23 protein-coding genes are annotated in these 22,149 nt (G+C 58.2%); 16 read left to right on the top strand and 7 right to left on the bottom strand.

Annotation, left to right across the window (positions count from 1 at the left end; all coding sequences use genetic code 11):
• The first annotated feature begins 14 nt into the window (after positions 1 to 14).
• From HMPREF0908_RS09180 to cysK, 4 genes are all read left to right on the top strand, one after another.
• Complete coding sequence (locus HMPREF0908_RS09180; RefSeq protein ID WP_006691220.1) at positions 15 to 830, top strand: 4Fe-4S dicluster domain-containing protein; 816 nt, start codon at positions 15 to 17, stop codon at positions 828 to 830.
• 5 nt (positions 831 to 835) lie between these two features.
• Entirely contained in the window at positions 836 to 1,531 is a 696-nt protein-coding gene (locus HMPREF0908_RS09175) for a formate dehydrogenase subunit gamma (RefSeq protein ID WP_006691219.1), read from the top strand.
• Positions 1,532 to 1,722: 191 nt separating this feature from the next.
• Positions 1,723 to 3,720, top strand: a complete 1,998-nt coding sequence (locus HMPREF0908_RS09170) for a penicillin-binding protein (protein ID WP_006691218.1) — start codon at positions 1,723 to 1,725, stop codon at positions 3,718 to 3,720.
• Between the two features lie 133 nt (positions 3,721 to 3,853).
• Entirely contained in the window at positions 3,854 to 4,789 is a 936-nt protein-coding gene (gene cysK, locus HMPREF0908_RS09165) for a cysteine synthase A (RefSeq protein WP_040572676.1), read from the top strand.
• A gap of 110 nt (positions 4,790 to 4,899) precedes the next feature.
• On the opposite strand, the gene HMPREF0908_RS09160 is transcribed toward cysK, so the two are convergent.
• Together HMPREF0908_RS09160 and HMPREF0908_RS09155 are read right to left on the bottom strand one after the other, a co-directional pair.
• Positions 4,900 to 6,069: a MalY/PatB family protein gene (locus HMPREF0908_RS09160; protein WP_006691216.1), complete on the bottom strand. Its 1,170-nt coding sequence runs from the start codon at positions 6,067 to 6,069 to the stop codon at positions 4,900 to 4,902.
• Between the two features lie 80 nt (positions 6,070 to 6,149).
• The gene (locus HMPREF0908_RS09155) at positions 6,150 to 7,301 is read right to left on the bottom strand and encodes a trans-sulfuration enzyme family protein (RefSeq protein ID WP_006691215.1); all 1,152 of its coding nucleotides are present in this window, start codon (positions 7,299 to 7,301) and stop codon (positions 6,150 to 6,152) included.
• Between the two features lie 237 nt (positions 7,302 to 7,538).
• Here HMPREF0908_RS09155 and HMPREF0908_RS09150 point away from each other — a divergent pair, with 237 nt between their 5' ends.
• Genes HMPREF0908_RS09150 through HMPREF0908_RS09130 form a run of 5 tightly spaced genes read left to right on the top strand, consistent with a single transcriptional unit; the run spans position 7,539 to position 11,666 of the window.
• The gene (locus HMPREF0908_RS09150) at positions 7,539 to 8,546 is read left to right on the top strand and encodes a uroporphyrinogen decarboxylase family protein (protein ID WP_006691214.1); all 1,008 of its coding nucleotides are present in this window, start codon (positions 7,539 to 7,541) and stop codon (positions 8,544 to 8,546) included.
• Positions 8,547 to 8,560: 14 nt separating this feature from the next.
• Positions 8,561 to 9,421, top strand: coding sequence for a transporter substrate-binding domain-containing protein (locus tag HMPREF0908_RS09145; protein WP_006691213.1), 861 nt, complete (start codon positions 8,561 to 8,563; stop codon positions 9,419 to 9,421).
• Between the two features lie 23 nt (positions 9,422 to 9,444).
• Entirely contained in the window at positions 9,445 to 10,209 is a 765-nt protein-coding gene (locus HMPREF0908_RS09140) for an amino acid ABC transporter permease (protein WP_006691212.1), read from the top strand.
• Entirely contained in the window at positions 10,193 to 10,891 is a 699-nt protein-coding gene (locus HMPREF0908_RS09135) for an amino acid ABC transporter permease (RefSeq protein WP_040572675.1), read from the top strand. The genes HMPREF0908_RS09140 and HMPREF0908_RS09135 overlap by 17 nt, the downstream gene beginning before the upstream one ends.
• A gap of 10 nt (positions 10,892 to 10,901) precedes the next feature.
• Entirely contained in the window at positions 10,902 to 11,666 is a 765-nt protein-coding gene (locus HMPREF0908_RS09130; protein WP_006691210.1) for an amino acid ABC transporter ATP-binding protein, read from the top strand.
• Positions 11,667 to 11,757: 91 nt separating this feature from the next.
• Here HMPREF0908_RS09130 and HMPREF0908_RS09125 read toward each other — a convergent pair whose 3' ends face one another.
• From HMPREF0908_RS09125 to HMPREF0908_RS09115, 3 genes are read right to left on the bottom strand one after another with little or no spacing between them, the layout of a single operon-like run.
• The gene (locus HMPREF0908_RS09125; RefSeq protein ID WP_006691209.1) at positions 11,758 to 12,129 is read right to left on the bottom strand and encodes a cupin domain-containing protein; all 372 of its coding nucleotides are present in this window, start codon (positions 12,127 to 12,129) and stop codon (positions 11,758 to 11,760) included.
• A gap of 57 nt (positions 12,130 to 12,186) precedes the next feature.
• A complete protein-coding gene (locus tag HMPREF0908_RS09120) occupies positions 12,187 to 12,573 on the bottom strand; it encodes a hypothetical protein (RefSeq protein WP_006691208.1) in 387 nt (128 codons plus the stop codon).
• Entirely contained in the window at positions 12,566 to 13,417 is an 852-nt protein-coding gene (locus HMPREF0908_RS09115; protein ID WP_245522940.1) for a hypothetical protein, read from the bottom strand. Before HMPREF0908_RS09115 ends, HMPREF0908_RS09120 begins: the two co-directional genes overlap by 8 nt.
• Positions 13,418 to 13,583: 166 nt before the next feature.
• Here HMPREF0908_RS09115 and HMPREF0908_RS09110 point away from each other — a divergent pair, with 166 nt between their 5' ends.
• Entirely contained in the window at positions 13,584 to 14,825 is a 1,242-nt protein-coding gene (locus HMPREF0908_RS09110; RefSeq protein ID WP_040572674.1) for a class I SAM-dependent methyltransferase, read from the top strand.
• Positions 14,826 to 14,909: 84 nt separating this feature from the next.
• On the opposite strand, the gene HMPREF0908_RS09105 is transcribed toward HMPREF0908_RS09110, so the two are convergent.
• The gene (locus tag HMPREF0908_RS09105; RefSeq protein WP_040572673.1) at positions 14,910 to 15,146 is read right to left on the bottom strand and encodes a hypothetical protein; all 237 of its coding nucleotides are present in this window, start codon (positions 15,144 to 15,146) and stop codon (positions 14,910 to 14,912) included.
• A 352-nt stretch (positions 15,147 to 15,498) separates the two neighbouring features.
• Between HMPREF0908_RS09105 and HMPREF0908_RS09100 the strand changes: the two genes are divergently transcribed.
• Both HMPREF0908_RS09100 and hutW read left to right on the top strand, forming a co-directional pair.
• Positions 15,499 to 15,999: a flavodoxin family protein gene (locus tag HMPREF0908_RS09100; protein WP_006691203.1), complete on the top strand. Its 501-nt coding sequence runs from the start codon at positions 15,499 to 15,501 to the stop codon at positions 15,997 to 15,999.
• On the top strand, positions 15,996 to 17,645 hold the full coding sequence (gene hutW / locus HMPREF0908_RS09095) for a heme anaerobic degradation radical SAM methyltransferase ChuW/HutW (protein WP_006691202.1): 1,650 nt from the start codon (positions 15,996 to 15,998) through the stop codon (positions 17,643 to 17,645). Before HMPREF0908_RS09100 ends, hutW begins: the two co-directional genes overlap by 4 nt.
• A 50-nt stretch (positions 17,646 to 17,695) precedes the next feature.
• Here the strand turns inward: hutW and mutY are convergent, their stop codons facing one another.
• Positions 17,696 to 18,805, bottom strand: a complete 1,110-nt coding sequence (gene mutY / locus HMPREF0908_RS09090; protein ID WP_006691201.1) for an A/G-specific adenine glycosylase — start codon at positions 18,803 to 18,805, stop codon at positions 17,696 to 17,698.
• Positions 18,806 to 19,030: 225 nt separating this feature from the next.
• Between mutY and serS the strand changes: the two genes are divergently transcribed.
• From serS to rnhA, 4 genes are read left to right on the top strand one after another with little or no spacing between them, the layout of a single operon-like run.
• Positions 19,031 to 20,302 (top strand): serine--tRNA ligase, encoded by a 1,272-nt coding sequence (serS, locus tag HMPREF0908_RS09085; protein WP_006691200.1) that lies wholly within the window; start codon positions 19,031 to 19,033, stop codon positions 20,300 to 20,302.
• Positions 20,299 to 20,853, top strand: coding sequence for a UbiX family flavin prenyltransferase (locus tag HMPREF0908_RS09080; RefSeq protein ID WP_006691199.1), 555 nt, complete (start codon positions 20,299 to 20,301; stop codon positions 20,851 to 20,853). Before serS ends, HMPREF0908_RS09080 begins: the two co-directional genes overlap by 4 nt.
• 4 nt (positions 20,854 to 20,857) lie before the next feature.
• Positions 20,858 to 21,493, top strand: coding sequence for an acyloxyacyl hydrolase (locus HMPREF0908_RS09075; RefSeq protein ID WP_006691198.1), 636 nt, complete (start codon positions 20,858 to 20,860; stop codon positions 21,491 to 21,493).
• Complete coding sequence (rnhA, locus tag HMPREF0908_RS09070) at positions 21,493 to 22,146, top strand: ribonuclease HI (RefSeq protein ID WP_006691197.1); 654 nt, start codon at positions 21,493 to 21,495, stop codon at positions 22,144 to 22,146. The genes HMPREF0908_RS09075 and rnhA overlap by 1 nt, the downstream gene beginning before the upstream one ends.
• The last annotated feature ends 3 nt before the right edge of the window (positions 22,147 to 22,149 follow it).

The following is a 22,149-nucleotide window of genomic DNA, read 5'->3' as shown; positions in this document are numbered from 1 at the left end:
GAGGAGAAAGCGTCATGACACAGGAAATCGCAATGCTGCATGATATGACGCGCTGCACAGCGTGTCGCGGCTGCATGGTTGCCTGCAAACAGTGGCATGATCTGCCGCCCGATATGAGTACGCCCTTCGAGGGACAGTACCAGTCGCACAAAGATCTGACCTCAACCGTCTACACGCTCATTGAGATGAAAGAGCGCGTTGACGACAAGGGGAAGTTCCACTGGGACTTTTTCAAGAAGAACTGCTTCCACTGCGGCGACCCCGCCTGCGCGAAGGGCTGCCCGGAGAACGCCATTGACCGCAACGAGAACGGCACCGTCGTCATCAATCAGGACAAATGCGTCGGCTGCCACTACTGCGAGCACAACTGCCCATGGCACATTCCAAAGATCGACGATGTGAAGCATAAGTCGTACAAATGCGATCTCTGCTATGACCGCATTGCGCATGGCTATGAGACGACGGGCGAGGTGCTGAAGCCTGCCTGCGCCAAGACCTGTACCGCGCATGCGCTTGAGTTCGGCACGCTGGAGGAGATGAAGCAGCTCGCGGCGGAACGCGTGGATCTTGCACGCGCATCGCATCCCGATGCGAACATCTACAGCCCATCGGGCGTCGGCGGCACGCACATGATCTATGTCCTGCCGGAGAAGCCCGAGGTGTTCGGCCTCCCGGCGAACCCCGTGACCCCGGCATCGATCGATGTCTGGAAGGTGGGGCGCACCCTCACGAAGATCGCCATCGGCGGCGCGGCTGCCGGCATCGTCGGTGCAATGGTGCTCCGCAAGATGGCAAGCGGCAGCAAGAATGACCAGCAGGGGAAGGAGTGAGCACAATGTTGATCGACAAAAAGTACGTTCCGCGCCATGAAAAGGCATTTGCCATGTGCCACTGGCTCAACGCATTTGCGTTCTTCATGCTGTTCCTCACGGCACTCCCGCTTTACACGGACACGTTCCGCTTCCTTTACAACATCTTCGGCGATAAGACGCTCATGTATGCGCACCGTGTGTTCGGCGTCATGTTCATCCTGACCCCGATCATCGGGTTCATCATCGCGCGCAAGGGCTACATCATCATGCTGAAGGAGATCTTCAGCTTCGGCAAGAAGGACATGGAATTCATGCAGAAATTCCCCCTTGAGCTGATGGGCAAAGATCCCCACATGCCCCCGCAGGGGTTCTACAACGGCGGCGAGAAGATGAACATCGCCCTGCAGCTTGCGCTGTCGGTCGTCATCGTCGTCACCGGTCTCATCCTCTGGATGGGCGACAGTATCCTGCCCGCGACGATTACGGCGTATGCCATCCCCGTCCACAGCATTGCGGCAGCAGTCTGCTTTGCCGCAGCGCTTGGGCATATCTACCTCGCAGCGGGCGTCAACCCTGACTCCCTGCACGGCATGACGGACGGCACGATCAAGGCATCGTATGCCGACCATCACCATGGTGCATGGGTCAACGAGCTCATCTCCGAGGGCGTCGTTACGCGCGCGGAGATCAATGAGGCGGAGAAGGCAGAGCGTCACTGAGGCGTTTCACCCCATTTCCGCGACATATACGAATCAAGGATACGGCTTTGCGTGCGCAGAGCCGTATCCTTTTTTTTCATGTGAGTTTATGGTATCATGGCAGAGGAAATATGCAGAAAGTTTGCTTGGGGGGATCGCAGCCTCTGCTGTCCGTGCTGCATGTCATAGTGCCTTGAGTGGGAGATGAACAGATGAAAAATATTCGGTCGACCGTGCAGGGGCGCATCGGCTATGTTGCGCTCGTGATGTTCGCCGTTCTCTTTGTACTGGTGTTCCGCTATGCCTACCTGCAGATTGTGCAGGGGGATGCGCTTGCTCAGCGGATGCGCGATCAGAGCGGTTATGAGTTCCGCATCCAATCGCTGCGCGGTGCCATTCTCGACCGCAGCGGAAAGGAACTCGCCGTCAGCAGCATGACGAAATCCCTCTTCGTTGATCCGAAGCACGTCTTTGACGCGCATACCCCTGAGGAGATCGCTGCCGACATCGCACCGCTCATCGGCCTCAAGGAACAGGACATCCTTGACGATATTGCACGCGGCGGCGGCTTTGTCTGGGTCAAGCGGCGGCTCGAGCACACGGAGTACGAGGCAGTGCGAAATGTTATTCGAGAGAAGGGCTACAGCGACTGCCTAGGTTTTCAGAACGAGGCAAAACGTTACTATCCGAATGATGCGCTTGCAGCGAATGTCATCGGCTTCGTCGGCACGGACGACGAGGGACTCGACGGCGTGGAGCAGGCTCTTGATCCGCTGCTGAAGGGCGAGATCCGAGAGGAACGGCTGACGGTGGACGGACAGCGCCGTCCGATCCTCGACTCCATCTTTGCGGGACGGCGCGTTTACGGCGGCGACTACTGCAAGACTGCCGTGCTGACGATTGACAGCACAATACAGTTCATGGTGGAGCAGGAGATCGACCGTGCCATGGCGGAGACAAACCCCGACTCCATCACGGCGATTGTCATGGATCCGAAGACCGGTGAGGTGCTTGCTATGGCATCGCGTCCCTCCTACAACCCCAACCGCTTCTGGGAGTATCCGCAGGAGAACTGGAAGAATCGCGCCGTTGCCTTTATCTATGAGCCTGGCTCGACGTTTAAGGCCGTCATTGCGGGGGCGGCACTGCAGGAGGGCATCGTTACGCCGAATCAGGTGTTCTTTGACCCCGGCTATGTCATGGTCTCGGGACGCCGTATCCAGAACTGGAGCAACGAGAGTTACGGTGCTGTTACCTTCACCGACATCGTAAAGAAGTCCCTCAACACGGGATTTGCCCAGGTGGGGCTCTCTCTCGGCGCAGAGAAGATGATGCACTACACGCGCGTCTTTGGCTTCGGCAAGCGCACAGGGATCGATCTCCCCGGTGAGGAGGAGGGCATCCTCTTCAACGCCGACGATATGCGCGACTCAGATATCGCTACGACGGCGATCGGTCAGAGTATCGCTGTGACCCCGCTGCAGCTCGTCACGGCAATGTCTGCCATTGCGAACGGCGGCACGCTCATGCACCCCTATATCGTGCGCGAGATTCGAAACCCTGACGGCTCTGTCTACGAGGAGCGTGTGCCGCGTGAGATTCGGCGCACGCTCGAACTGACCGTCGACCGCACGCTGATCGGACTCCTTGAGCAGGTCGTTGCGAGCGGCGGCGGTATGAAGGCGGGGGTCAAGGGATACCGCATCGCGGGCAAGACCGGCACGGCACAGAAGATTCGCCGCGAGACGGCAGGCTACCTCGAGGGGCGCTACATTGCTTCCTTCTGCGGTTTCGCACCTGTCGAGGATCCACTTTTCACCGTTCTCGTCATGATTGACGATCCGCGCGGCGGTGACTTCTACGGCGGGCAGATTGCCGCACCGGTCGCCTCACGCATTTTCTCCCAGCTTCTGCGCTACGCCCATGTCGAGCCGTCGAGCAATACTTTTGCCGAGACGACGGGGAATACGGAGAAGAGACGCAGTGACGATGAAGAAAAACGTATGGAGGCAGTCGCCACACCGCCCGAGGGAAAGGCCGTCGTACCAGACTTTACAGGACTCTCCCTGCGTGAGGCGGCACGTCTTGCCGAGCTGCGCGGGCTCACCTTCGAAAGTGAGGGTACGGGTGCTGCTGTCAGCCAGAATCTCGGCGTCAATGACATTGTCGATCAAGGGGAACGTGTCAAGGTGTACTTTCAGCCGACATAGAAAATTCTTCGAAAAGAATGTGCATTCATGGGGGCGCATTCTTTTTTCTTGACATCGTATTCAAAATCATGTAGACTATAAACATAGTTTTTTGATATGTTTACTAAAATACAAAATAAAGGAGACGATGAACATGGGGAAGGTATATCAGAGCGTGACGGAGATCATTGGGCGCACGCCGCTTCTCGCGGCAAAGTCGTTCGCGAAGGCGCATGATCTCAAGGCGAATCTCCTCGTGAAGCTGGAGTATTTCAATCCGTCGGGCTCAGTGAAGGATCGCATTGCGATTGCGATGGTCGAGCAGGCGGAGAAGGACGGCAGGATCGCGCCGGGCGCGACGCTGATTGAGCCGACGAGCGGCAACACGGGCATCGGCATCGCCTCGGTGGCAGCAGCACGCGGCTATCGTGCGATTCTCACGATGCCGGAGACGATGAGTGTGGAGCGCCGCAACCTGCTGAAGGCATACGGTGCGGAGATCGTCCTCACGGAGGGCGCACAGGGGATGAAGGGCGCAATTGCACGTGCAGAACAGCTGCAGCAGGAGATCCCGAATTCGTTCATTCCCTCGCAGTTCGAGAATCTCGCAAATCCTGCCGCACATGAGCGGACGACGGGGCCCGAGATCTGGGCGGACACGGACGGCAAGGTAGATGTCTTCGTCGCCGGGGTCGGCACGGGCGGCACAGTGACGGGCACGGGGCGCTATCTGAAGCAGCAGAATCCCGCCGTGCATGTCGTCGCAGTGGAGCCGACGGACTCGCCCGTGCTCTCGGGCGGCAAGCCCGGCCCGCACAAGCTTCAGGGACTCGGCGCGGGCTTCGTTCCCGACACGCTTGACACGAAGATCTATGATGAGGTGATCCGCGTGTCGAATGACAACGCCTTTGCCTATGGGCGCGAGTTCGCTCGGCGCGAGGGTGCACTCGTCGGCATCTCCTCGGGGGCGGCACTTGCGGCGGCGGTGGAGCTGGCAAAGCGTCCGGAGTATGAGGGCAAGACGATTGTTGCCCTCCTGCCCGACGGCGGTGACCGTTATCTATCGACGGATCTCTTTGCGGCGAAGTAAAGCATCCTGACATGGTGGCTGTATGGCACAGCAGGCATAATGAAAGAGCTGTTGAACTTGGTTCAACAGCTCTTTTCCATTGGGGAAGCACGAGGGCATTCGGTGTGTCTTCAGGCGAATGCTTTTGCGAGGCACTCCAGTCCTATTTGGAGAGTACTGCGCGGGCAGGCGAGGTTCATGCGCTGGAAGCCGCTGCCGCCCGCACCGAAGATCGGTCCGTCGTCGAGCCAGAGGTTTGCCTCGCGGATGACCTTCTCGTTGAGTGCCTTGTCCGAGAGACCGTAGGCGGAGAAGTCCATCCAGATCAGGTAGGTTCCCTCAGGTTCGATGAGTTTTACCTTCGGCAGATGCGCAGCGAGGTATTCCTTCGTAAAGGCGTAGTTCTCCTCGATGTAGGCGAGCAGTTCCTTCAGCCACGGAGCGCCGTGTTCGTATGCCGCTTTTGCGCCTGTGAGCCCGAGCGTGTTCGGCTCATCGTAGCCGGTACGGCTCAGTTCTTCCTTGAAGCGGCGGCGCAGGGATTCGTTACTGATGAAGATATTGGAAATCTGCAGTCCCGCAAGGTTGAACGTCTTGCTCGGGGAAGTGCAGGTGACGGTGATGGCGGCGGCGTCCGCAGAGAGAGAGGCAAAGGGGATGTGGCGGAAGCCGGGGCGCACGAACTCCTCGTGAATCTCGTCCGCGACGACAATGACGTGACGGCGCAGGCAGATGGCGGCAAGCTGCTCGAGCTCTGCGCGCGTCCATACGCGCCCGACGGGGTTGTGCGGGCTGCAGAGGATGAACAGCTTTACCTTGTGGTCGATGATCTTCTGCTCGAAATCCGCGAAGTCGATGCTGTAGCGTCCGTCAGCGAACTGCAGGGGGCTGTCGATGAGCGTGCGCCCGTTCTGGCGGATCATGCTCGCAAAGGGATAGTAGACGGGCTGCTGAATGATGACGGCCTCACCCGGTGCGGTATAGGCGCGGATGGCGGTGGCGACGGCAAAGACGACGCCGGGCGTGATGACGAGCTCGCCGCGCTGCACCGTCCACGCGTGATGCGTACGGAACCAGTCGCGCAGGACGTTGAAGTAGTCGTCCTTGATCTGCGTATAGCCAAAGATGCCGTGCGCCGTGCGTGCCGCCAGGGCGTCAATGACGGGTACGGGCGCGCGAAAGTCCATATCCGCGACCCAGAACGGGAGGACATCCTTGGGGTAGCCGCGCTCAACAGCAAAGTCGTATTTCAGACAGGACGTGCCGCGGCGGTCGATGATTTCGTCAAAATTGATGGACATAATGTTTTTTTCCTTCCTCTTTGGGGCAGACAGGGGAACGGTGTGGGGAGGATAGTGCCTTCCAAAACCAAACCCTGCTGCTACGCCCGTGCTGCCTTCTCCAGTGCCTGCGCCAGATCTTCCTTCAGATCCTCCACGTCCTCCAGGCCGACGGAGAGGCGCAGGAGGCGGTCGTCGAGCCCTGTGCGCGCGATGAGTTCGCGGGGCATCTCTGCGTGCGTCTGCACGAGCGGGTAGGTCAGCAGACTCTCGACGCCGCCGAGACTCTCGGCAAACGCGATCAGGCGCAGATGTGCGAGGACATTCTGTGCGATGGCGGAGGTCTTGACCTTGAACGAAATCATGCCGCCATAGCCCGTGCTCTGACTCTCATGCAGGGCGCGTCCGGGATGGTCTGCGAGCCCCGGGTAGTAGACCTCCGTGACCTCGGGGCGGGTGAGCAGCCACGCTGCGATGGCACGCGCATTCTCCGCATGGCGTTCGACGCGCACGCCGAGTGTCTTGAGGCTGCGCAGCATGAGCCATGAATCCATGGGGGAGAGATTCGGACCCTCGGACTTCACGAGCAGCTCAATCCGCTGTGCGAGGTCGGAGTCCGCGTCCCTCACTGCGAGTGTGCCGCAGATCACGTCGTTGTGCCCGCAGAGATACTTGGTCGCGCTCTCGACGACGATGTCTGCACCGAGCGCAAGCGGCTTCTGTGCGTGCGGTGAGAGGAATGTATTGTCCGCGACGAGGAGTGAGCCGTGCTCATGAGCGACAGCGGCGAATGCGCGGATGTCCGTGATGAACATCATCGGGTTGGAGGGCGTCTCAATGAAGATCATTTTCGTCGTATCACGCATCTTGGCCTCGACCAGCGACGTATCGCGCATATCGATGTACTCAAAGTCGATGCCGTAGCGGCTGTAGATGTCGTTCGCGAGACGTACCGTCCCGCCGTAGAGATCCTCGGGCAGGAGCACGTGGTCACCGGGAGCGCAGAGGGCAAAGACGAGATTGATCGCTGCCATGCCCGAGGAGAGCGCCCATGCGCGTTTGCCGCCCTCAAGGAGGGCAATTGCCTTCTCAAAGTCGCTGCGGGTCGGATTCGCAACGCGGCTGTAGTCGTAGCCCGTGCTCTGACGGAATGCGGGATGGCGAAATGTCGCCGAGAGATAGACGGGCGTGGTGAGTGCGCCCGTCGCGTCGAACTCGTGACAGCCATGCACCTCAGCAGTGTAATCCTTCATTGTATTTCCTCCCATAGTTCCCTGTATCGTTTATGTCCTGCGCAGACGGGGCATGGACAGTCACGCCCAGCCCGCTGCATCGCAGAACCGTTGTGGTCGTTTCATTATAAACATCGCCAGGATACTTTGTCAATCAAAAAATATATAAAACATACTTGACAACTATGATACTTGCGTGTAAGATAGCAGCATCGAACAGGAAAACATATATGCAAACATAGTTATGGAGGAAATACAATGGCACAGTCAAAAAAGGAACTCGTCCTCAGCGCAATGGACCGCAGGGAAGTGGAACGCGTCCCGTCAGGGTTCTGGTTCCACTTTCTCGCGGATGAGATTCACGCCGATGCCTATGCTGACCCGCGTCTCGAGCAGACGCTTTTGGATGGGGAACTGCGCTATATCGATGGCTTTCAGCCGGACTTCGTAAAGATCATGACGGACGGGTTCTTCTCCTATCCGAATCCCGTCGTGCAGACCGCACGCACGGCAAAGGAACTGGCAAAGGTGCAGCCGCTGCCCGACGACCACCCCTTCTTTACGCGGCAGATCGCCTATGCGAAGGAGATCACGAAGCGGTACGGGAACGAGGTCGCCACATTCTACAATCTCTTCTGTGCGGGCACAACGGTGAAATTCATGCAGCCCGGGACACTTGCTGAGGATGAGGCATTCCTCGCGCAGCTCGTCCGCGAGGACGCCGCAGCGGTGCGCGCGGCGTTCGATGTCATCTCCGGCGATCTCGCGAAGCTGGCGCGCCGCATCATCGCCGAGGCGGGGGTGACGGGCATCTACTTCAGCCTGCAGAACCTCATCGGCGAGGGGGCGAGCCGTGCGGTCTACGAGGAGGTATTCGCCCCCGGAGAAAAGGAGATTCTGCGCGCGGCAAACGCCGCGAGCAGCTACAACATCCTCCATATCTGCGGCTATGCGGGACACCGCAACGCGCTGGACTGGTATCGTGACTACGATGTCAAGACGATCAACTGGGCGGCGGTCGTCGAGGGAGTACCCCTTGAGGAGGGCCGAAAGATTTTCCCGCAGCACGCTCTGCTCGGCGGATTCGGTAATCTCGCATCGGATGTGCTCTATCGCGGCACGCAGGAGGAGATTACGTCGGAGACGCAGCGCATTCTCGATGCGGCAGGGCGCACAGGAATCCTGCTCGGGGCGGACTGCACCGTGCCGCGCGACATTGACTGGAAGCATTTTGACTGGGTACGCGATGCGGCAGGCTCGCGATAAAAGGAGAGCATGACATGAATCTGAAGAAAATCACGAAGACGGCGCTCGCGGGGCTTCTCGCCGCAGCACTTGCGGCAGGGCTGGCAGGCTGCGGCAAGAGCGGAGCGGACAGCGCGAAGTCGGTAGACGGCAAGAAGATCGTCACCGTCGCCCATACGAATTATTACGTCCCCTACGACTATGTAAACGAGCAGGGGGAATCCGACGGATTCGAAGTTGCCGTCATGAAGGAAGTGGCGAAGAAGCTGCCGCAATATGAGTTCAAATTCGTTCCGACCTCGGACGACGATCTTCTAATCGGCGTTGAGTCCGGGAAGTACACCGTCGGCACCAAGGGCATCTGGATCACGGATGCGCGCAAGAAGAAGTATGTGTTCCCGAAGAACAACATCGGCGCGAGCGTGATCGGCCTTGCGATCCGCAAGGATACGGCAGACAAGATCAAGGATCTAAAGACCTTTGCCCAGTTCAGCGGCAAGCTCGTCCCGATCGCTCCGCAGGATGCGCGCTATATGGTCATCGACGAGTACAACAAGGAGAACCCCGATAACCAGATCAAGCTGACGTCCTCGGAGGCATTCCAGGTGGCGGATGCGTACAGCTGGGTGCTCGAGGGGCGCTATGACGGCTACCTCGATGTTGAGCTGAGCTACAAGAACAACATCGCGAAGGAAGACGCGCCGTATCATCAGTTCGATGATAAGATGGCATACGTCCGCTACAAGGGCATCCCGACCTATCCGATCTTCAACAAGAAGGAGCAGGCGTTTGCGGACGACTACGACAAGGCGATTGAGGAGCTGCGCGCCGAGGGAAAAATCGCGGAGCTCGAGCAGAAGTACTTCGGTGAGAGCCTTTCCGATTACCTGAAGTAAGCCAATGAGGAGGACGGCATTCGATGGAAACACGTGTCTTTGACTTCGGGCAGATCGTTCAGTTTCTGCCCGATCTCCTCTCCTATCTTGACGTTACATTGCTCGTTGCCGGCCTCAGCATCGTCATCGGATCCCTGCTCGGCGGACTGCTGGCATGGGCGAATCTCAGCGGCAGCCGCGTGCTGCGCGTATGTTCTCTCGCCTATGTGTATGTGATGCGCTGTACGCCGCCCATCGTTCTGCTGTTCATCGTCTTCTACGGTGCGCCGAAGCTCGTCTTTGCGCTTTTTGACTATGATATGAATGCGATGCACCGCGCCGTTTTTGCCGTCGTCACCTTTACGCTGCTGTTCGGCGCATACATTTCGGAGGTGTTCCGCGCTGCCTATACGGCGGTTCCGCGCGGGCAGTATGAGGCGGCGGTGAGTGCTGGGCTCTCGCCGTGGCAGGCATTCTGCCATGTCATGCTCGGACAGGCGGCGCTCATCGCCCTGCCAAACTTCGGCAATTCGACCATCAATCTCCTGAAGGAGGCGTCGCTCGCTTATACCATTGGGCTGATCGACCTCATCGGGCGCGGCAGCCTCATCATCGCGCAGAACTACGGCGCGTACGGCGTTGAGGTCTATCTCAGCGCCATGCTGATCTACTGGGTGCTCGTCCTGCTCATCGAGCAGGGCTTCGCGTGGGCAGAGCATCGTCTCGACCAAGGCACGGGGCTGCGCACTGCGCCTAAGACACTGCGAAATGGACTGAAGGGAGGGAACGCCGTTGGAACTGGATCTTGACTTTATGCAGGAAACCTTCCTGCTCATCTGGCAGGGCGCGGGCGTGACCCTCTCGCTCACAGCGCTCTCGCTCGTTCTCGCGGCGCCCCCTGCATTCTGCTTTGCCGTCCTGCGCGTGCGCGGGCATCGTGTGGGCGGGACGATCGCGCGCTTATACGTTTCCTTTGTGCGCGGCACGCCGCTCGTCCTCCAGATTCTTCTCCTCTACAGTCTTCTGCCGAGCCTGCTGAATCTGCTCGTCAAGGCAGCGGGGAGCAGCTTCAACGTATTCGAGGCGGTCGATCCGTTCTGGTATGCCGTCTTTATCTTTACGCTCAACACCGTCGCTCTCCTCACGGAGGTATTTCGCTCGGCACTGCTCGCCATCCCCAAGGGGCAGCTCGAAGCGGGAGCCGTGTGCGGGCTGAGCGAGGCAGAGACCTACCTGCACGTGATTCTCCCGCAGGCCCTTGTCGTGGCACTGCCGAGCATCGCGAACATCACGGTCAACCTCATCAAGGGAACGTCGCTCGCCTTCCTCATGACAGTCAAGGATATCATGGCGGTCGGCAAGGTCGCCGCGTCCTATGGCTATAACTACATCGAGGCGTATCTCGACGTATTCATCGTCTATCTCATCCTCTGCACGATCGTCCAGCTGCTCTTTGCGGCGGCGGAGCGGCGTGTCGGAGCGTTCCGCTAGGAGGTGCAGTATGTTATTCGGAGTACAGAACGTACGCAAGAGTTTCGCAGAGACCGAGGTTCTGAAGGATGTGAGCCTCAACGTGGACAAGGGGGATGTGGTTGTCATCCTCGGGCCGAGCGGCTCGGGTAAGACAACATTCCTGCGCTGTCTCAACTTCCTCGAGCGTGCCGATGGCGGGACGATGGACTTCCATGGGACGCAGCTTTCCCTCGTGGATGCCTCCAAGAGCGAGATTGCCGCTGTGCGGAAAAAGACGGGCTTTGTCTTTCAGAACTACAACCTCTTCGCGAATAAGACCGCCCTCGAGAATGTGACCCTCGGGCTCACTGTCGGGCGCGGCATGGCGGCGGCAGAGGCAAAGGAGATCGGCATGGATGCTCTGCGGCGCGTGGGGATGGCGGAGCGCGCCGACTACTATCCTGCACAGCTCTCGGGCGGACAGCAGCAGCGCGTCGGCATCGCCCGCGCCGTTGCCGCAAAGCCCGATGTGATCCTCTTTGACGAACCAACCTCTGCGCTTGATCCCGAGCTCGTCGGCGAGGTGCTCTCCGTGATGAAGCAGCTTGCCGAGGAGGGCACGACGATGATCGTCGTGACGCATGAGATGAAGTTTGCACAGGATGTTGCGACCCACGTCGTCTTTATGTCGGACGGCGTGATCGTCGAGGAGGGGAGTGCAAAGTCGATCTTTACCGCGCCGCGCGAGGAGCGCACGCGCCGCTTCCTCCGCCGCATTCTGCCCGAGGAGTATGAGCCGGCAGCACTGATATAGGAAAAAGCAGTCAGCAAGATGGATGTCTTGTTGACTGCTTTTCTCGTGTGATTTTTGCGCAGCAGCAAACGTACTGCTGCGCGGCAGTTCCTTATGGCTCAATCGCGAAGAAGTCCGCGGGAACAGGGGCGAGGATACCGACGAAGATGAAGTCCTCCGTTCCCGTATTCTTCATGCCGTGGCACATCCCCTTCGCTGAGACAATGACGTCGCCCACTGTGATGGGGCGTTCCTCTCCGGGCGCAGGATAAAAGACACCTTCTCCTTGGATGCAGATCCATATATCGTCCGCTTTCGCGTGCCCGTGCGGCTTGATCTCCTGCCCGGGCTTCAGCACCCAGACGACGCCGCTTGTCGATGCTGTCCCGTAGATCGGTGTGCGCGTTGCCGTATCGCCCGATGTCATGATGTCGGAGAGACGATAGCGACGCGTCTCAAAATCATTTGTTACCTCTGTGGGCATAAAAATACTCCTTTCGCATACGCACTGGCAGCTACACATCTGACGCGGCTGAGCGTCTCAGTCGTCGAAATAATCGTCGTCATACCCCTCGCCGTAGTCGTGCCAGTCATTGTGGAGGATGTCCTCGTCCTCGCCGTATTGCCCGCCGTACGGGGCGCTGCCGCCGTAGGTATCGGCATACGCATCCTCGTCCGGTGTGTCCCTCTGATCCTCCTCATCCTCTTCGTATTCGCGGCGGTACGGCAGCTCGTTGTCATAGGTGTCGCCCGTCGATGTCGTATCGCGCGGCGTGGACGGGATACTGGCATGGGGCAGAGATGGGATGAGGATGCCGAAGAGTTTTTCGGCGAGATATGCGCCAAAGACGGCAAGCAGGATTTTCTGCCACCATGACAGCGTTTTTTGCGATTGACGCGGTACGGTATTTTTCGGTGCGTCAGGCATCTTTCTTCACCTTCTTCCATCGCGCGTCTGCGCGCGCAGAGTGCAGCATGGAGGAAAAATTATTCGCGAGCTCTTTCTCCATGGCGGCCGTGTCGTACTTGTCACCCTGATGATGGAGCTTGTTGGCCAGCGTACCCTTCCAGTCGTCGCTCCACAGCGTGAAGAAGGTCAGCTCAATCGCCTTGGTCCGATCCGTCTCTGCCTTCGGCAGGTAGTAGAATGTAATATCCCGGCCGTGGAGTGCGGACGGCACGGCGCCCTTTCCCTTCGGAGCGTAGAGATGGTGAATCTCGCGGAGCGCATAGACCATCTCCTCCGGTCTCGTATCCTCGTCGGCAAAGATAAAATCTCCGCCCCTGAAGAGAGACACTTCGTCATTCGTTCCTGCCGGGCGTTTCACCTTGCTGTCCCTCAGTGCTGCGGCCTCCTCCGTTGTCGCTGCATACAGTCCGTGCTGCGCAGCGACTTCTCCGATGCGTGGATTCAGATGAATGGCGTACGCTGCGGCATAGGCGTGGTCGGCATCTGCGGCGCGCTGTGCGAACGGCTGCGGAACGGGGAGGGTACAGTGGCGGACATAGGCCGTGCAGGAAAAGGTGAAGTCATTCGCCTCGTCATACAGCACGTATGTGTTCCGCTGCATGGGGGCGGGCTTCTCTGTCTCCGCCGACTGCAGAACGATGTGCGGCCCGTAGTCGGCGAATTTCTCCTCCAGCAATCCGATGACATCATCCGGTGTATAGGGCGCGCCGTGCTCCGTCGTTACGAGGAACGAACAGCCTGAGAGGAGGGATGTGCACGCCGTCAGCAAAGCGGCGAGCATGCGGGAGAGTCTATGTGCCATGGGCAAGCTCCTGTTGCTGTGTGAGTTGCTGTAATCGTTTGAGAGTATTATAACATAGATGATGCCATCTGGGGAGCTCTCAGTTTTGGAAGACACTTGTCAGGATCTATTTTCTACGGTACAATTAATTGATCAGAGATTTCTCTATATAAGGGAGCGATTGGTTATGCCGTCACGTGAAGAAATATTTGTGGAATACTTATGGGGGCAAGGGGTATTTCAAGAACAGGATATCGTGGGTAAAAACTGCCTCACTATCGGAGAGATTTACTCCGACGGAGCTGCTTACGCCATGAAACTCAAGGATCGGCTCATGCATGCGGGGGCGGCACAATGCGATCATGTTGTTTTGTTTAACCCCGGCATCTCAGATTCGTACTGTGATCTCACGGATGTGAAAGAAGCCGTTGGTTCATTGACCTACGACCTAATTATTGTCCTCAGCGGGATGGAAACAACGCGGGATATTCGTGAGGGCGTTCGACAGCTGCAGGAGATCTGTCATGTGGGCGGGAAAATACTCGTGACGGCACGAACCCCACATGATGTCTCCTCTCGGGTGAGCTTGAATGCATATGAGGATATATGGCGTTATGAAGCAGATTCACTGACGGGGCTGTTTGACCGCTGTGCTGTTGAAATGAGCGCTGTCGATGAGGCATATGGCATCGTCTGTGCACTTTTGACGCGCGTGGAGCAGGCAGCAGCGTCGAAGAGTTTCTTATTTCATACGAGGGAAGGCAAGCGCATCGAAGTCGGAGACAACGTGCCGCAGGGGTATTTCAACCCATCCTCAGTTTTGGATGCCATCGGAATCAAATATCGTACGGATAAATGCAGTATGATGCATAACTATCTGGATAAGTACGCATTTTTTCTGGAGAAATTCCGTACCCAACCGATTCGCCTTCTTGAACTCGGGGTGTTCAACGGCTCCAGTGTACGGATGTGGCAGGAGTATTTCCCGCGTGCAGAGATCTTTGGGGTAGATATTGAGGCATCGTGCAGACAGTATGAGGATGAACGCATCCACATTATCCAGGCAGATCTTTCGGATGCCGCTCAGGTATCAATGCTGAGAGAGATTCACCCCCGGATCATCGTCGATGATGCGTCCCATATCGTGAGCCACCAGCTACTGGCGCTCTTTACCCTATTTGATGTATTGCCGCGCGGCGGTGTCTACATACTGGAGGATTTGGAAACGTCGCTGAATCCGGAACTGTTTGAGGATATGTATCGTGACTGCCCATTGGATGCTTATGAGGTGTGTGCGCGGATCGCACGTATTGCGGCGCGTAAAGTGCCGGACGATGACAGTATCTATGCCGACAGCATCAATCGGATCGGCATGGAGACGGAACTCGTTTCGATCACAAAGGGCAGTGTGATCTTGATCAAACGTTGATTTTTGCAGGTGTATATAAAGAACGGTTCTGTTCGGAAAGATAATCTCTCCGAACAGAACCGTTCTTTATATGCAGTTCTCTTATCAGTAGCAGCCGCAGCCGCGTGCACGTGACGCACGGCTGTTGTTGCAGTACGCGCCGCCGTCATAGCAGTTGGCACGGTCACCGCAGTATGCGCTGCTGTTGTTCCCGCCGTAGCAGTACGACTGGTTCTCGCGCTCCGGGAGGGTGCACGTATCGCCGTCGCAGACGTAGGCAAGAGCCTGTGCGCCCGTGGCAAGGATCATTCCCGCCATCAGTCCCATCAGTATCTTTTTCATTGACATTCCTCCTCTCGACTTTTATATAGTATAGCACGCATGTCAATAGCAGAGATGCTTTTATATAAATAAAAAATATGGATAAATTGATATATGAAGATAAAATGATGTATACTCGTTTATTTTTCTATATGGAGGGAGAAAGAAATAGTATAAAATTAGTCTATAAAAACAGTGTTTTAATTGAGAAAGAATATATATATAAATTATAAAGCAGGTATTTAGCAGGAATTATGAATATAATTCATAATTAAAACTTATGATTATGTAAAATATCTATTGATTTTTGCACGGAGTTACGATATGATATAAATGAATCAGGAAAAAACATATTCACATAAAGGAATACAGGATGAAGAATGAAATAGAGGTCATATATTCCTCACGCACGGGGAATACGAAGCGAGTGGCAGAGCATCTGGCGGAGGCGCTTGGTGCGGCTTGCCGCAGCATTGTGGATGCATCTGCCGCATCGGAGCAGGCGACGCTCTGCATCGGTACGTGGATTGACCGCGGTACGGCGGATGCAGCGGCACGAAAGTACATTGAGGGACTGCGCGGACGCCGCATCTTTTTCTTCGGCACGCTCGGCGCAGAGCCGGACTCGGAGCACGCAGCGAAGTGCATCGCGAACATCCGTGCACTCTGCGACGCGTCGAATGAGATCCTCGGTGCGATTCTCGTGCAGGGGGCAATCGATCCGATGCTGATCGAGATGTTCAAGAGTATGCCGAAGGATAATGTGCATGCCTTTACGGAGGAGAGTGCGGCGCGCTATGCGGCGGCGGCGCATCACCCCGATGCGGCGGATTTTGCCCGCGTGATTGCGGCGGCGAGGGAGGCGTTGACATGAGTACACTGCTGGAGAGAATTAACGCGCTCCCCGTCGAGGAACGCGCGTGGCTGCTCGGCACGAGGACGGACAATCCGCTCGGCTGTGCCTTTGCAAAAAAGCGCGTCGTGCATCCCGGTGCGGGCGGCAAGCGCATGGTGGCGGAGAAGGCGGAGCAGGTGCAGATCTGGGCGGAGCTGATGGCGCAGACGCCGAATCCTGCCGACGAGCGAGCGGTCTACATCCATATTCCGTTCTGTGACAAAAAATGCAGCTACTGCGGTTTTTTTCAGAACTTCACGCGGGAAGAAGCGGCACATCACTACGTCGATGTACTCCTCGATGAGCTGGATGCCGCGGCGGATACGCCCTACGTGCAGGGCGCACCCTTTCAGGCGGTGTTCTTCGGCGGCGGTACGCCGACGGCGCTGAGCGATGCGGATATCGCGCGCCTCGTACAGGCGGTGCGTGCACGTCTGCCGCTCACGAGTGACTGCGAGATCACACTTGAGGGGCGTATCCACGATCTCACGGAGAGCAAGGTTGAGGCGGCAATGAACGCGGGCATCAATCGGTTCTCCCTCGGCGTGCAGTCCTTTGACACGCGCGTCCGTCAGGCGATTGGACGTATTGACGACGGCGAAACGGTCATCGCGACACTGCGCCGCATGGTGGAGCGGCAGGGCGCTGTCGTCATCGCCGACCTCATCTACGGGCTGCCCTACCAGTCGATGGAGGTCTGGGAAAACGATGTGCGCACGCAGTTCGAGATCGGCATCGCGGGCGGCGACCTCTATCAGCTCAATGTGTTCCCGTCGAGCGAACTGGCACGGCGCGTCGCATCGGGCGATCTGCCGATGCTGCCGACGACGGAGGAGCAGGCAGAGTATTTCCGGCGCGGCATTGACATCGTCATGGAGTACCCGATGGTGCGCCGCATCGACACAACCCACTGGGCGACGGATCACCGTGAGCGCAGCATCTATAATACGCTCGCCAAGCGCGGCTGTGACGTCCTCGCTTTCGGCTCGGGCGCGGGCGGCTTCATCGGTCAGATGATGTGGCGCAATCACGGTGCACTCGCGCCGTATGAGAAGATGGTCGAGGAGGGGGCGAAGCCCTTCCAGTTCATGGGCGAACAGGCAGATGCACACCGCATGCAGAGCGAGATCGGCGACCAGATCGAGCACGGCTATCTCTATGCGCCGTTTTTCACGAAAAAATACGGTGTCGATCTCCTCACCGAGATGGAGCCGCTTCTCGCCGCATGGGCGGAGAACGGGCTGGTCACGCGCACGGAGACGGGATTCCGCCTGACGCGTGCGGGCGAGTTCTGGCATGACAACCTCATTCAGGGATTCCTCGAGGCGTATGCCCTCACACAGGAGGATACGGTGAAGCTCCGCAAGGAAAACGTCGCTGTGCAGGACATGATACCGAAATCCGTGCGCTCCATGCTCGAGGCGATGTTCCCCGATGGGATGCCCGCACAGATGGCGGCAGCACTCGCAGGAAAACCGTCACCGGAGATGGAGAACCATCCGCACATGCAGATGCTGAAGGAGCTCATTCGCAAAGAGCGTGAAAAGGAACGCGCCGCGGGGGCAGATCATGACCTCAATACGGTCATGCGCACCCAGTCACGCGACCTTGGCAAAGCGGTATAACGAAAGCAAAGCCCCGTCGACTGGCGGGGCTTTATGCTATGTATTTTCATTTACATATACGGCGTAAAATATCCAAACGCCGCAGGGATGCTGTACGTCTCGGCGAGTTCCGCGCGGCGCACCCAGAGGAGGCTGGACGGCGCGTCCGATGCGGTCTCGGCGGCCATGAGCGGCGGCTCGTTCTTTTCCGCGACCGTGACCGCCCAGCCCGTGAGCTCCCATTCGATATGGCTGAAGATGTGACGTGCGGGCGGGAGTGGGTCGATGGAGAGGATGCGAAAACCCTCGTCCTCGAGATGTGCACGCACGGCACGCTTTGACTGCTTTCCGTCGAGATGCGGATATTCCCAGAGACCTGCGAGGAGTCCCTTCGTGGGCCTTTTTCGTATGGCGATGCGGTCACCGCAGGATAGGATGAGGACGGTGTGTTTTTCCTTGCGCCGTGCCTTGGCGGCGGACTTTACGGGATAGTCCTGCTCTGTGCCGCGATCATGGGCAAGGCAGAGCTGCGCGGCGGGGCAGCTGTGACAGAGCGGCGCGCCGTGCGGCAGGCATATCGTTGCGCCGAGATCCATGAATGCCTCGTTCAAGAGACCTGCATCACGCCCCTCGGGGTAGGAGACGGAGAGCGCGGCTTCAAGAGAACGCTTTGTGCTGTCCTTTCCAATGTCGATGGGATTCGCCGTGATGCGTGCCGCGACGCGGAGAAAGTTGCCGTCAACGGCGGGGTGCGGCTGTCCGTAGGCAAAGGACGCGATGGCACTTGCCGTGTAGCGCCCAATGCCGGGCAGCGTGAGAAGGGCGTTGAAGTCGTTCGGGAGGTCGCCGCCGTGCTCTTTGACGATCACCTGCGCCGCGCGCTTGAGATTGCGCGCACGGCTGTAGTAGCCGAGCCCCTGCCACAGCTTCATGAGGGCATCGTCGTTCACGGCAGCGAGGTCATGGATGCTCGGCAGTGCCGTGAGGAAACGCAGGTAGTAGGCGCGTACGACGGCGGCACGTGTCTGCTGGAGCATGATTTCCGAGATCCAGACGTGATACGGTGTCGGTTCGTCGCGCCACGGCAGATCGCGCGTGTCGGGCGCGGACTTGTGCCATGTGAGCAGGGCGCGGCAGAGGGCGGGAAAGACGTCTGCGCCCGCCCAGGGCTGTATATTCATAGATGGTTCTCCATTTCGTGTTAGGGACATACGGATAAATTCCGTCAAGTTTTATTTGTGATTCCTATATCTTATCACGGATGTTTCACTCTTTACAAATGGAGCGGGTTTTTGACTCTGTAATGATGAAAAATCACCCAAAGGGGCAGCTTTTGCTTTTGCGTCCTGTGTATGCTAAAATAGCAGGAAATAAATGCTGATTGCAATATGATGGAGTGATTGTCAATGTTGGACATGAAGTTTGTGCGTGAGAATCTGCCCGCTGTGCAGGAGATGCTGAAACATCGCTGCAATACGCTCGATCTCTCACCGTTCACGGAGCTCGAGGAGCACCGCCGCAGGATCCTGCAGGATGTGGAGGAGAAAAAGGCGCGCCGCAACGCCGTATCGAAGGAAGTCGGCGCGCGCAGGAAGGCGGGGGAGAACGCAGATGAGATCATCGCAGAGATGCGTACGCTCGGCGATGAGATTGCGGCCCTCGATGAAGATCTGCGCGACGTGGAGCTGCGCCTGCGTGAACTCCTGCTTCAGGTTCCGAATATGCCGAAGGCGGATGTGCCGATCGGCAGGGATGAGACAGAGAATCCCGAAGTGCGCCGCTGCGGAACGCCGCGTACGTTTGATTTTACACCGAAGGCACACTGGGACATCGGCGATGCACTCGGCATCCTCGATGCAGAGCGCGCAGCCAAGGTCACGGGGGCACGCTTTACGTTCTACAAGGGGCTCGGCGCACGGCTTGAACGTGCCTGCATCAACTTCATGATGGATCTCCATGCGGAGAAGCACGGCTACACGGAGATGCTCGCGCCCTATATTGTGAACGAGGCGAGCATGATCGGGACGGGACAGCTGCCGAAATTTGCCGAGGATATGTTCAAGCTGGAGGGACTCGACTACTACCTCGTACCGACGGCGGAGGTGCCGACGACAAACTACCATCGTGATGAGATCCTCGATGCGGAGCAGCTGCCGGAGTACTACACGTCCTATACGGCATGCTTCCGCGCAGAGGCGGGGAGTGCGGGGCGCGATACGCGCGGGCTCATCCGTCAGCACCAGTTCAACAAGGTGGAGCTGATCAAATTTGTCACGCCGGAGACGAGCTGGGACGAGCTTGAGAGCATGGTGGCGGCGGCGGAGGATGTGCTGAAGATCCTCGAACTGCCGTACCGTGTCATTCAGCTTTGCACGGGCGACATGAGCTTTACCTCGGCGAAGACCTACGACATCGAGGTCTGGATGCCTGCACAGGACAAGTACCGCGAGATCTCGTCCTGCTCAAACTGCACGGACTATCAGGCGCGCCGCGCGAATATCAAATACCGTCCCGCACGCGGGGCAAAGCCTGTGTTCCTGCACACGCTGAACGGTTCGGGGCTTGCCGTTGGGCGTACGGTGGCGGCGATCCTCGAGAACAATCAGCAGGAGGACGGCTCGGTCATCGTGCCGAAGGCACTTGTTCCGTATATGAATGGGGTCACGGTCATCCGATGAAAAAGATCATCGTCGGCATCACAGGGGCGAGCGGCAGCTGCTATGCAATTCGTCTCATTGAGGTGCTTTTGGAGCGCGGCATCGAGGTGCACGCCGTCGTCACGGAGAGCGGGCTGCGCGTACTGGATTACGAATGCGGCATCACGGCGGAGGAACTGGCACGGCGCGTGACCGTTCTCTATCCCAATGCGGACGTGGGCGCGGCGATTGCGAGCGGGTCGTTCCGCATGGATGCGATGATTGTTGTGCCCTGCTCGATGAAGACGGCAGGGGCGATCGCACACGGCGTGACGGACGATCTTCTCTCGCGCGCGGCGGACGTGACACTGAAGGAGGGGCGGCGGCTCCTTCTCGTGCCGCGGGAAACGCCGATGCATGAGATCCATCTTGAGAACCTGCTTCGTCTGGCACGGGCAGGGGTCATCGTCATGCCCGCCGCGCCGGGGTTTTATCATCGCCCCAAGACGCTCGATGATCTTGTCGATATGATGGCAGGGAAGATTCTCGACCGCCTCGGCATCGAGGCAGAGCTATATACGCGCTGGAGGTAATGCAATGAAAAAGACGCATGCAGCTGCCCTTTTGATGGCAGGAATGCTCGGCATGACGGGCGCAGTAAATGCTGCGCCGACACAGACGGCATCGCAGGAGACGGTAAAAACGCCGCTGCAGCAGATGCACATGGGCGAGACCACAGAAAAAACCCGCAAGGCAGAGATACAGGCAGACTACTTTCAGCATCGCGGTGAGCGCCGCTATATCAATCTCTATAATCTGCATGTATTCCGCCAGTACAAGGAGATGCACGGGATGTCGCTCCACTGGGGACTGACCGTCACACGTCCCGTTGGTTCGTGGGCAGAGAAAAGCGCACCAACCGTGCGGCTGGACTCCGGTGCTGTCGGAGTCGGCCCCTCCTACATGGTGCGCTGGACGAAGCCCCTCGGGCAGAAGTGGGAAGTGTCCCTCGATGTCACGGGCGGGCTTATGGTCTACAACAAGGTGCATCCCGCACACACGCGCAGCTATGACTTTATGTGGCGCATCGGACCGCGCCTCACGTACAACTTCAACGATCGGAATGCACTCAGCGTCGCCTACCTGGGGCATCATGTGTCCAACGGACAGCGGACGAAGAACCCCGGCTACAACGGCGTCGGCGTCTCGATCGGCTATCGGTACACCTACTGATGGCAAAGAAGTTCTACGCCGTAAAATGTGGGCGAAAACCAGGGCTCTATACCGTCTGGTCGGAGTGTGCGGCGCAGGTGAAGGGGGTTCAGGGGGCCGTCTACAAGGGCTTTATGACGGAGAAGGAGGCGCGGGCGTGGCTCGGCGCTGCGGAAGCACGGACGGAGCATACACGTGCGGCTGCGGAGACGGCGGAGACCGCTGTTCCCGATGCCGACTATATCATCCATACGGATGGCTCGTGCCTCCGCAATCCGGGCGGTGCGGGCGGCTGGGCTGCCGTCATTGAGACCGCGGCGACAGGGGCCGTCGAGGAGCGGAGCGGCGGCGCTCCCGAGACAACGAACAACCGCATGGAGCTGACAGCGGCACTGATGGCGCTCAGCGCCGTGCCGGAGGGCGCGCGTGTTGCACTCTATACGGACAGTCAGTATCTGAAGAACGCTTTTACGAAGTTTTGGCTGCCCGCGTGGAAAAAGCGCGGCTGGAAAAAAGCGGATGGGGAGCCCGTGCTGAATCAGGACCTCTGGGTACAGCTCGATGTGGCATTTGCCGCGCGGCATGTGCAGTTCCATTGGGTGAAGGGACATGCGGGCGACCCGCGCAACGAGCGGTGCGATGCGCTCGCGCGCGCGGAGGCGGAGAGGTTCTAGGAC

Source organism: Centipeda flueggei ATCC 43531, from assembly GCF_000160695.1.
Lineage (GTDB): Bacteria > Bacillota > Negativicutes > Selenomonadales > Selenomonadaceae > Centipeda > Centipeda flueggei.
Note: the sequence above shows the minus strand (reverse complement) of the source record. Positions and strands in the feature narration are given on the sequence as shown.

Bases quoted from the DNA above. Each gene is read 5' to 3' on its own strand.
- HMPREF0908_RS09180 (WP_006691220.1), top strand. From the start codon at position 15: ATGACACAGGAAATCGCAATGCTGCATGATATGACGCGCTGCACAGCG.
- HMPREF0908_RS09175 (WP_006691219.1), top strand. From the start codon at position 836: ATGTTGATCGACAAAAAGTACGTTCCGCGCCATGAAAAGGCATTTGCC.
- HMPREF0908_RS09170 (WP_006691218.1), top strand. From the start codon at position 1,723: ATGAAAAATATTCGGTCGACCGTGCAGGGGCGCATCGGCTATGTTGCG.
- cysK (WP_040572676.1), top strand. From the start codon at position 3,854: ATGGGGAAGGTATATCAGAGCGTGACGGAGATCATTGGGCGCACGCCG.
- HMPREF0908_RS09160 (WP_006691216.1), bottom strand. From the start codon at position 6,069: ATGTCCATCAATTTTGACGAAATCATCGACCGCCGCGGCACGTCCTGT.
- HMPREF0908_RS09155 (WP_006691215.1), bottom strand. From the start codon at position 7,301: ATGAAGGATTACACTGCTGAGGTGCATGGCTGTCACGAGTTCGACGCG.
- HMPREF0908_RS09150 (WP_006691214.1), top strand. From the start codon at position 7,539: ATGGCACAGTCAAAAAAGGAACTCGTCCTCAGCGCAATGGACCGCAGG.
- HMPREF0908_RS09145 (WP_006691213.1), top strand. From the start codon at position 8,561: ATGAATCTGAAGAAAATCACGAAGACGGCGCTCGCGGGGCTTCTCGCC.
- HMPREF0908_RS09140 (WP_006691212.1), top strand. From the start codon at position 9,445: ATGGAAACACGTGTCTTTGACTTCGGGCAGATCGTTCAGTTTCTGCCC.
- HMPREF0908_RS09130 (WP_006691210.1), top strand. From the start codon at position 10,902: ATGTTATTCGGAGTACAGAACGTACGCAAGAGTTTCGCAGAGACCGAG.
- HMPREF0908_RS09125 (WP_006691209.1), bottom strand. From the start codon at position 12,129: ATGCCCACAGAGGTAACAAATGATTTTGAGACGCGTCGCTATCGTCTC.
- HMPREF0908_RS09120 (WP_006691208.1), bottom strand. From the start codon at position 12,573: ATGCCTGACGCACCGAAAAATACCGTACCGCGTCAATCGCAAAAAACG.
- HMPREF0908_RS09115 (WP_245522940.1), bottom strand. From the start codon at position 13,417: ATGGCACATAGACTCTCCCGCATGCTCGCCGCTTTGCTGACGGCGTGC.
- HMPREF0908_RS09110 (WP_040572674.1), top strand. From the start codon at position 13,584: ATGCCGTCACGTGAAGAAATATTTGTGGAATACTTATGGGGGCAAGGG.
- HMPREF0908_RS09105 (WP_040572673.1), bottom strand. From the start codon at position 15,146: ATGAAAAAGATACTGATGGGACTGATGGCGGGAATGATCCTTGCCACG.
- HMPREF0908_RS09100 (WP_006691203.1), top strand. From the start codon at position 15,499: ATGAAGAATGAAATAGAGGTCATATATTCCTCACGCACGGGGAATACG.
- hutW (WP_006691202.1), top strand. From the start codon at position 15,996: ATGAGTACACTGCTGGAGAGAATTAACGCGCTCCCCGTCGAGGAACGC.
- mutY (WP_006691201.1), bottom strand. From the start codon at position 18,805: ATGAATATACAGCCCTGGGCGGGCGCAGACGTCTTTCCCGCCCTCTGC.
- serS (WP_006691200.1), top strand. From the start codon at position 19,031: ATGTTGGACATGAAGTTTGTGCGTGAGAATCTGCCCGCTGTGCAGGAG.
- HMPREF0908_RS09080 (WP_006691199.1), top strand. From the start codon at position 20,299: ATGAAAAAGATCATCGTCGGCATCACAGGGGCGAGCGGCAGCTGCTAT.
- HMPREF0908_RS09075 (WP_006691198.1), top strand. From the start codon at position 20,858: ATGAAAAAGACGCATGCAGCTGCCCTTTTGATGGCAGGAATGCTCGGC.
- rnhA (WP_006691197.1), top strand. From the start codon at position 21,493: ATGGCAAAGAAGTTCTACGCCGTAAAATGTGGGCGAAAACCAGGGCTC.